Raw genomic sequence first — 640 nt, 5'->3', positions numbered from 1 at the left:
AGCGAGATGACCGGAGAGCGGTGCAGCTTAATGCAATTGCCACGGCCGACCTGAAGACCGGTTATGTATTTGGAATGCATCTTAATTTCGACGACTCGGTTATCTCAAGCGAAATCGAAGCCGCCGCAGCGGCAGCTGGGGACGCCAGCCTGGCCCAGCCATTCCGACGCCATGCGCGGCTTTGGCTGGCGAAAGATTACATGGATGGGCTTACCGACGCGCAGCGGCGAGTAGTCGCAACCTTCAGCACGCCACCGTCAGGTTTCAGCGATGCGTTACTCAATGAAATTTCTGAGGAATACGCGGATGCTGATGCGCGGGCCGACATTGAAGAGTCTGATTTTAAAAACAAGGACCTTCAGCTTCCTAAAGTTGGAATGCAGGTGCGAGAAACCTACACCATGTACGCGCATTTTCGACTGGTCGCCCGACTCTTAAATAATGCGCCGAAGGTTCGAGTATTTATGGACCAGGATTCCGGGTTTCGCGCAGCGTTTATGTCTGCCTACCAAGACCGGATTAAAGAGCGCACAGCAGATGGGTTCTTTGTTAAAGTCGCCAAAGACGCTAATGCCTATGAGAAGCAACGAGCGGTAATTGATGCGAAGAGAAAACTGCTGTTGTTTATGGCCGAAAATAG

General features: G+C 52.0%; 1 pseudogene. It reads left to right on the top strand.

The features are described 5' to 3' along the window. Positions 1-20: 20 nt before the first annotated feature. A pseudogene (locus PQQ96_RS42150) lies at positions 21-640 on the top strand (hypothetical protein); the annotation flags it as partial.

This window comes from Paraburkholderia sediminicola (genome assembly GCF_046027825.1).
GTDB lineage: Bacteria > Pseudomonadota > Gammaproteobacteria > Burkholderiales > Burkholderiaceae > Paraburkholderia > Paraburkholderia sediminicola_D.
Note: the sequence above shows the minus strand (reverse complement) of the source record. Positions and strands in the feature narration are given on the sequence as shown.